Annotated in this window: 7 protein-coding genes and 2 pseudogenes; 2 read left to right on the forward strand and 7 right to left on the reverse strand. The window is 37.2% G+C overall.

From position 1 onward, the window contains the following. Nucleotides 1-81: 81 nt before the first annotated feature. Nucleotides 82-995 (forward strand): RNA-guided endonuclease TnpB family protein (locus AFK68_RS34070; protein ID WP_246844639.1); only part of this gene is annotated, 914 nt, incomplete at its 3' end. Nucleotide 996: 1 nt separating this feature from the next. Next, nucleotides 997-1,312: pseudogene (locus tag AFK68_RS43190) on the forward strand (RNA-guided endonuclease TnpB family protein); the annotation flags it as partial. Between the two features lie 254 nt (nucleotides 1,313-1,566). On the opposite strand, the gene AFK68_RS34080 reads toward AFK68_RS43190, so the two are convergent. The 7 genes and pseudogenes from AFK68_RS34080 to AFK68_RS34105 all read right to left on the reverse strand — a co-directional run. Then, a partial coding sequence (locus AFK68_RS34080; RefSeq protein WP_143438600.1) for a ThiF family adenylyltransferase occupies nucleotides 1,567-2,489 on the reverse strand: 923 nt, incomplete at its 5' end. 1 nt (nucleotide 2,490) lies between these two features. Continuing rightward, nucleotides 2,491-2,948, reverse strand: a pseudogene (locus AFK68_RS34085) (ThiF family adenylyltransferase); the annotation flags it as partial. Between the two features lie 362 nt (nucleotides 2,949-3,310). Further along, nucleotides 3,311-3,766: a M67 family metallopeptidase gene (locus AFK68_RS34090; RefSeq protein WP_094678844.1), complete on the reverse strand. Its 456-nt coding sequence runs from the start codon at nucleotides 3,764-3,766 to the stop codon at nucleotides 3,311-3,313. A gap of 215 nt (nucleotides 3,767-3,981) precedes the next feature. Continuing rightward, nucleotides 3,982-4,227 (reverse strand): hypothetical protein, encoded by a 246-nt coding sequence (locus AFK68_RS34095; protein ID WP_094678846.1) that lies wholly within the window; start codon nucleotides 4,225-4,227, stop codon nucleotides 3,982-3,984. A 184-nt stretch (nucleotides 4,228-4,411) separates the two neighbouring features. Then, nucleotides 4,412-4,684 carry an RNA-guided endonuclease InsQ/TnpB family protein gene (locus AFK68_RS47620; protein ID WP_371357696.1) on the reverse strand — a complete coding sequence of 91 codons (273 nt, stop codon included), beginning with the start codon at nucleotides 4,682-4,684 and terminating at the stop codon, nucleotides 4,412-4,414. After that, nucleotides 4,668-5,492: an RNA-guided endonuclease InsQ/TnpB family protein gene (locus tag AFK68_RS34100; RefSeq protein WP_371357697.1), complete on the reverse strand. Its 825-nt coding sequence runs from the start codon at nucleotides 5,490-5,492 to the stop codon at nucleotides 4,668-4,670. The genes AFK68_RS47620 and AFK68_RS34100 overlap by 17 nt, the downstream gene beginning before the upstream one ends. 116 nt (nucleotides 5,493-5,608) lie before the next feature. Next, nucleotides 5,609-6,295, reverse strand: coding sequence for a hypothetical protein (locus tag AFK68_RS34105; RefSeq protein ID WP_094678848.1), 687 nt, complete (start codon nucleotides 6,293-6,295; stop codon nucleotides 5,609-5,611). Nucleotides 6,296-6,421 lie beyond the last annotated feature (126 nt).

A 6,421-nucleotide genomic window follows, 5' to 3' on the forward strand; every position in this document is an offset into this window, starting at 1 on the left:
CTAAAGGCGAACTTTGTGGGCAGATGAAATGGAACAAACATTTTAATGCGATGTATGCCTCTAGCGCCCAACAAATATGCAATGGTGTTGTTGAATCTTTTAGCAGATGCACGAGAATTATTAAAGCTCTTAGGAAAAGGTGAATTAGCTAATAAACCGAAGTCGCCTAACTATCGAAAGCCTGGTTTATTTACCGTTTCTTATCCTAAAAGATGGTTAAAACTAATGAATGAAGGAATCAGAGTTCCTTTGGGAAAAAAAGTTAAAGCATGGTTTGGATTAGAGGCATTTTACATTCCGATGACAAGTAACTTAGATTGGGACTCAATTAAAGAAATCAGGATTCTGCCCCGTCATGGCTGCTTTTATACCGAGTTTGTTTATGAGATGAAAACTCAGTCAGTTAAGTTAGATGCTGGTCAAGCACTTTCTATTGACCACGGTTTAGACAACTGGTTAACCTGCGTAGATACCCAAGGTCATAGTTTTATTATTGATGGGAAACATCTCAAGTCTAAAAATCAGTGGTACAATAAGCAAATTGCTACAATTAAAGAAAATAAAGCACAAGAATTTTGGTCTAAAAGACTAGCTGGCATCACCGAAAAACGTAATCGTCAAATGCGAGATGCTGTTAATAAAACAGCGCGATTAATCATCAATCATTGCCTTAAATATGAAATTGGTACAGTAGTTTTTGGTTGGAATAAAGGTCAAAAACAATCAATTAAATTAGGAGCTAAAACCAATCAAAAGTTTGTACAAATTCCTACTGCGAGACTCAAAAACAGAATCGAACAACTTTGTAATTTGTATGGGTTGCAATTTGTAGAAACTGAAGAGTCTTATACCTCGAAAGCTAGCTTCTTAGATGATGATTTTCTCCCAATCTACGGTGAAAAACCCGATAACTGGGAACCTTCTGGAAAACGCATTCAACGAGGTTTATATCAATCTGCTGTGGGTTATTTAATTAATGCTGATGCTAACGGTGCNAAACAGAATCGAACAACTTTGTAATTTGTATGGGTTGCAATTTGTAGAAACTGAAGAGTCTTATACCTCGAAAGCTAGCTTCTTAGATGATGATTTTCTCCCAATCTACGGTGAAAAACCCGATAACTGGGAACCTTCTGGAAAACGCATTCAACGAGGTTTATATCAATCTGCTGTGGGTTATTTAATTAATGCTGATGCTAACGGTGCAGCAAATATTTTGAGAAAAGTATCTGGAAGGCTCAAACTCAACTTGAGTCAACTAGCTAGAGGCGCTTTGACTACGCCTTTAAGAGTTCATTTTTGGACTTCTTAATAAAGAATCCCCGTCGCTTTAGCGCGGGGAGAAGTCAAATCTTTAATTTCCGACCACAAATTATATGGGTTGACAACTCAGGTCTATGGTTGAAAATGTAGTAGAAGTTAAAAGAGTCCCTGCTTCATTCATTAAAAAGTTGGGAGCTGAATGCTGACGAAGGGAGAAGGTTTTTTCTAACTAATTTAATTATCGCAATTGATATAAATTTTAGCTTTTTTATTCCTTCTACCTTCTACCTTCTTAGTTCTGAATTAATATTGAGGCACAGAAGAATCTATTTCCTGACTCCAGGCAGTAATTCCACCTTTAAGATTAGTACCCTCAATACCATTCTCCTTGAGAATACCTAACGCTTTAGCCGATCGCCCGCCCATCTTACAATGAGCAATTAAACGATGACTATTCATTAATTCCTTAACCTTTGCTACACCAGAACCCTGCTCAATATCTGGTAATGGTACTAAAACAGACCCAGGAATTTTGGCAATTTCATATTCATTAGGGTTCCGCACGTCAAGTAAAACAAAATCATCTGCCCCACTATCCAATAATTGCTTCAAATCTTGAACCGTCATTTCTGGAATAGCCATCTTACTTTCTGCCTCCTGTGCTTTAGCTTGAGGAATGCCACAAAACTGTTCATAATCAATCAACTTTTCAATAACAGGTCGTACTGGATTAGGGCGCAGTTTCAATTCCCGGAAAGTCATATCTAGGGAATTATAAAGTAATAATCTACCACTCAAAGTTGTACCTTCACCCAAAACAATTTTGATAGTTTCGGTTGCTTGGATAACTCCAATCATTCCCGGCAAAATTCCTAACACACCACCCTCTGCACAGGAAGGTACCATTCCTGGGGGCGGGGGTTCGGGGTAAAGGTCGCGGTAGTTCGGTCCACCTTCATAATTAAAAACAGTTGCCTGACCCTCAAAGCGGAAAATTGAGCCGTAGACATTAGGTTTATTCAGAAGCACACAAGCATCATTAACCAAATAACGAGTCGGGAAATTATCAGTACCATCGACAACCACATCATAAGACTTGAGAATGTCTAGAGCATTTTCAGAACTTAGCCTGGTTTCGTAAAGGTCAACCTGACAGTGAGGGTTAATTTCGTGAATCCGATTTTTAGCAGATTCAATTTTTGGCTTACCCACCCAGGAAGTACCATNTTCAGAAGCACACAAGCATCATTAACCAAATAACGAGTCGGGAAATTATCAGTACCATCGACAACCACATCATAAGACTTGAGAATGTCTAGAGCATTTTCAGAACTTAGCCTGGTTTCGTAAAGGTCAACCTGACAGTGAGGGTTAATTTCGTGAATCCGATTTTTAGCAGATTCAATTTTTGGCTTACCCACCCAGGAAGTACCATGAATAACCTGTCGTTGTAAATTGGAATGATCGACAATATCGAAATCTACAATTCCAATATTTCCAATTCCTGCTGCTGCTAGATATAACAATAGTGGAGAACCAAGACCACCCGTACCTATACATAGAACTTTGGCTGCCTTGAGACGTTTTTGACCATCTAATCCTACTTCTGGTAGAATCAGGTGGCGCGAATAACGTTGATACTCTTCTGTATTTAACTGGATTTCTTCCAGATTCGGATTTAACATGACAATTTAGGTCTAGATATTTCTGAAATAAATAGTGTTGTATGATTTTCTCTCCCGCTAAACCAGAGATTTTAACGGGAATTTCTCAACCTTACGGGATAGTAGTTCTCTGTTTCACAGGCTAATGTCTCAGCCTTAACAAACTACAACGATGAGACTCACCGCCGTTTTTTCTCAAAATTTCTAGCTATATCAGGCGAGTATTAGCTCTATTCCTGATGCTATTTAATTTGCTGCCCATTAATTAAGCACCCGTTAAATAAAAGATTATAGCGAGAGCTACCTTAAGGGTTCTACCTTGGAAAGTTATAGTAATTTCCTCTCAAAATTACTTATATTAAACCTGCTATAGACCTTATTGCTTATCTTTTAACAATTTCTTCTGGTTGAAACTGATGATTATCGTCAAGAGACCAACTAAGAAAGTCAATAGTTTTGCCTTTTTCCACCGAGAGGATAATATAAGAATATTCTGGCCAGGCGTAGGTACGGTCAAATTCTGAGGGGATAGCTGGATGGTCTGGGTGGGAATGATAGATGCCAATGATGGAGAGGTGGCGTTCTCTTGCGGATTTCATTGCTTTGAGCATTAGTTCTGGGGATATGGCATATCTTTTTTCTTCCGTAAATTCTTTTTGTTCCGGCCAATATTCATCTGCTTCTGTTTGCCAGTCATTTTCAGCTGGCCAGACTTCGATTATTGTTTTTGTCTGTTGGTTTTGCTGACCTAATAGTAAGCCACAACATTCATTTGGGTAGGATGTTTCGGCGTGGGTGGAAATTTTTTGGAAGTGGGAGGGGGGGAGTATTAGGGGCATTTGTTTTGATAAGTAGGCAATAGTAAAGTAAGAAGAAAAAAAAGGAAAATAGAAACCATAACTAAAATCTAGTTTTGAGTTTCATCATCGTTAAATACAATAAGTACCTGAGCAAAATTATTTACCTATTTTAATTCTCTGCACTTTTTAGAAGGCAAAGAATTTAGCTTGTATAGATGTGTAATTAATTTTGCACGACCACTTAATAGGATTTATTATCCTTTTTTAGATTCATCAAGTGCCCACTTTTTAAGGTCGTAAGCTTCTAACAACCGTAAAGATTCTCTGCCATCCAGAAGGCAATAATACCTTGGATTGGAAGGCTGTGTTGCAAAAACTTTCAACATTTCGATAACTGAGGATGTAATGTCGTGACAGTGTTGAACAACTAATATATCAAGTGGTTCTTTAGCCAGCCTAATAATTTGGTCTCCATTCTTACCCAAGTGTTTAATGGTCATTGGAGAGAACTTAGCGGGTCCTTTTAGTAAAAAGGCTGCTCTAAGACGCTTCCGTTCTACTAAACTTACCCAAACTTACCCATGCGTGATTGCATAAGCTTTGGAGCTAGCTTCCTGTTTCACAGAAGACCACTGACCGCAGTCTGTAACTTATCTTCTCCACAGGCTTAAAATCGCTTGGAACTCAAGCTACTTCCATACCATAGTTTTCTAAGTTGACAGCAGCATTAAAGTCTCTGTCGGCTTCAAAACCACAGTTACTACATTCGTAAGTTCTCTTATGCAACGGCATTTTCTGTTGATGCCCACAGTGAGAACATATCTGAGAACTTGGATAAAATCTATCTGCTATTACTAACTTTGAACCATACCACTCACACTTATACGATAGCTGGCGCTTAAACTCATAAAAACCACAATCTGCTATGGCGCTTGCTAGTTTATGATTTTTGAGCATTCCACTTACATTCAAGTCTTCTACAACTATGGTGCTGTGGTTCAAAGCTCGCCCATGTTGTCAGTTTATGTAGTGCATCTGCTCTAATATCTGCTACTTTTTTGTGAACTTTGGCTAGTCTTTTTACCGCTTTGGCTCTGTTTTTAGTACCAAGCTCTTTTTTCTTGACACGTCGTTGATAACGAGTTAGTCGTTTTTTGGCAATTTTGTAGGCTTTGACATTAGGGTAAGTTGTTCCATCGCTACAGGTGGCCAGTGTGTTTATACCTACATCTACACCAATAACAGCTCGTTTTTTAGGAGGCGAATTAGATACTGATTCCAAATCATATTTAAAGCTGATATACCAATTATCTGCACGTTTTGATATGGTAACATTTTTGATGGGCACAGATGGTAAGATTTCATAAGTCTTTACTATTCCTATTCTTGGTAGTTTGATATAGTTTCCTTTGAGGATTTTTATACTTCCTTCTAAGTAGAAACTCTCTTTTTTCCCTTTTTTCTTAAAGTTCGGAAATCCACATTTAGGAATAGTTAAAAAGTTTTTAAATGCCCTATCTAAATCTCTTAAGGCTTGCTGGGGAGCACACTTTGAGACTTCATAATACCAGGGATTTTCACTTTTTACTTCAGCAATTAAACGTTTGTGTAAAGTGATTGCACTAGGACGTTTCTTGGTTTCCTTGTATTCAGAAATGCAATTCGCTAATCCCCAGTTATAAGCATGACGAGCTACACCTGCGTGTTTGGCAAGTATTGTTTTTTGCTTATTATTAACTTTTAGTTTGGTCTTGATTGATTGCATTTGAATTGGTAAGCCATGGAAAAAGTCTTTGACAATGCTAAGGATGATTTTAATGTATGATAGCAGACAACAAGAGAATTTTCAATATTTCTTAACATTTGTCTAATTTTGTCCAATTATTCGGCTTCAGTAGTTAGCCCCAAAGTGACTTTAAAAACATTTTCTTTGATATACTTCATTTCCTCAAAGTTCTCAGGCATATCTTGTTCTTTTGCTTTCGAGAATTCATCAAAGTCTTCAATATAAAGATTGTAAAAGTCGCTGTATAAAGTCCAAGACAGTTCGCCTGTTTCAATATCCTGTATGTAAGGAAAGCCTATTACTAGAGGATGAAATATCAATTTATTATCTTTTGAGGCAAAATATTCAGCTATTACGGCAAAATTACCACCGCGTTCGAGTTCTCCTTTTAATGTACTTGCAGTTATGCGACTTGCAGTTATATGTAATTCTACAGTTAATTCACTTCCTTCAAATGCTTCAGCCTCTAAAACAATACGGTCATTTTCACCCTTTTCATATATTTCCTGACAAGGTTTAAGCTTAACGATTGAACAAAAAAGCCTACCACGTTTTTCTAGAAGAATTTCTTCAAGAGTCTTAATTTCATTTACCCTACAGAATTCGATCAATATTCTTGTGTATATCTGGTCAATTAATACTCTTTTTTGCCATTCAAGGGTGGTTGGTGGTATCGAACTAATTTGTTGATTAATAATTCTCAAACCTTGTTCTTGTAAAATTGTTAGTATCTTTCGGTGATGCACAAAACCAGGGTCTACAATTAACTTTTCCCTTGACATCTAATCTCTTCCTATATAAATCTATATTGGAAAATTAAAAATAATTTACCAAATTAAATCCTCTATGGTTTCATGGTAAATAATTATCCAAGTTTATCCTTAATATGCTCCGAAACAGTATAGCTA

Source organism: Hydrocoleum sp. CS-953, from assembly GCF_002260545.1.
GTDB lineage: Bacteria > Cyanobacteriota > Cyanobacteriia > Cyanobacteriales > Microcoleaceae > Trichodesmium.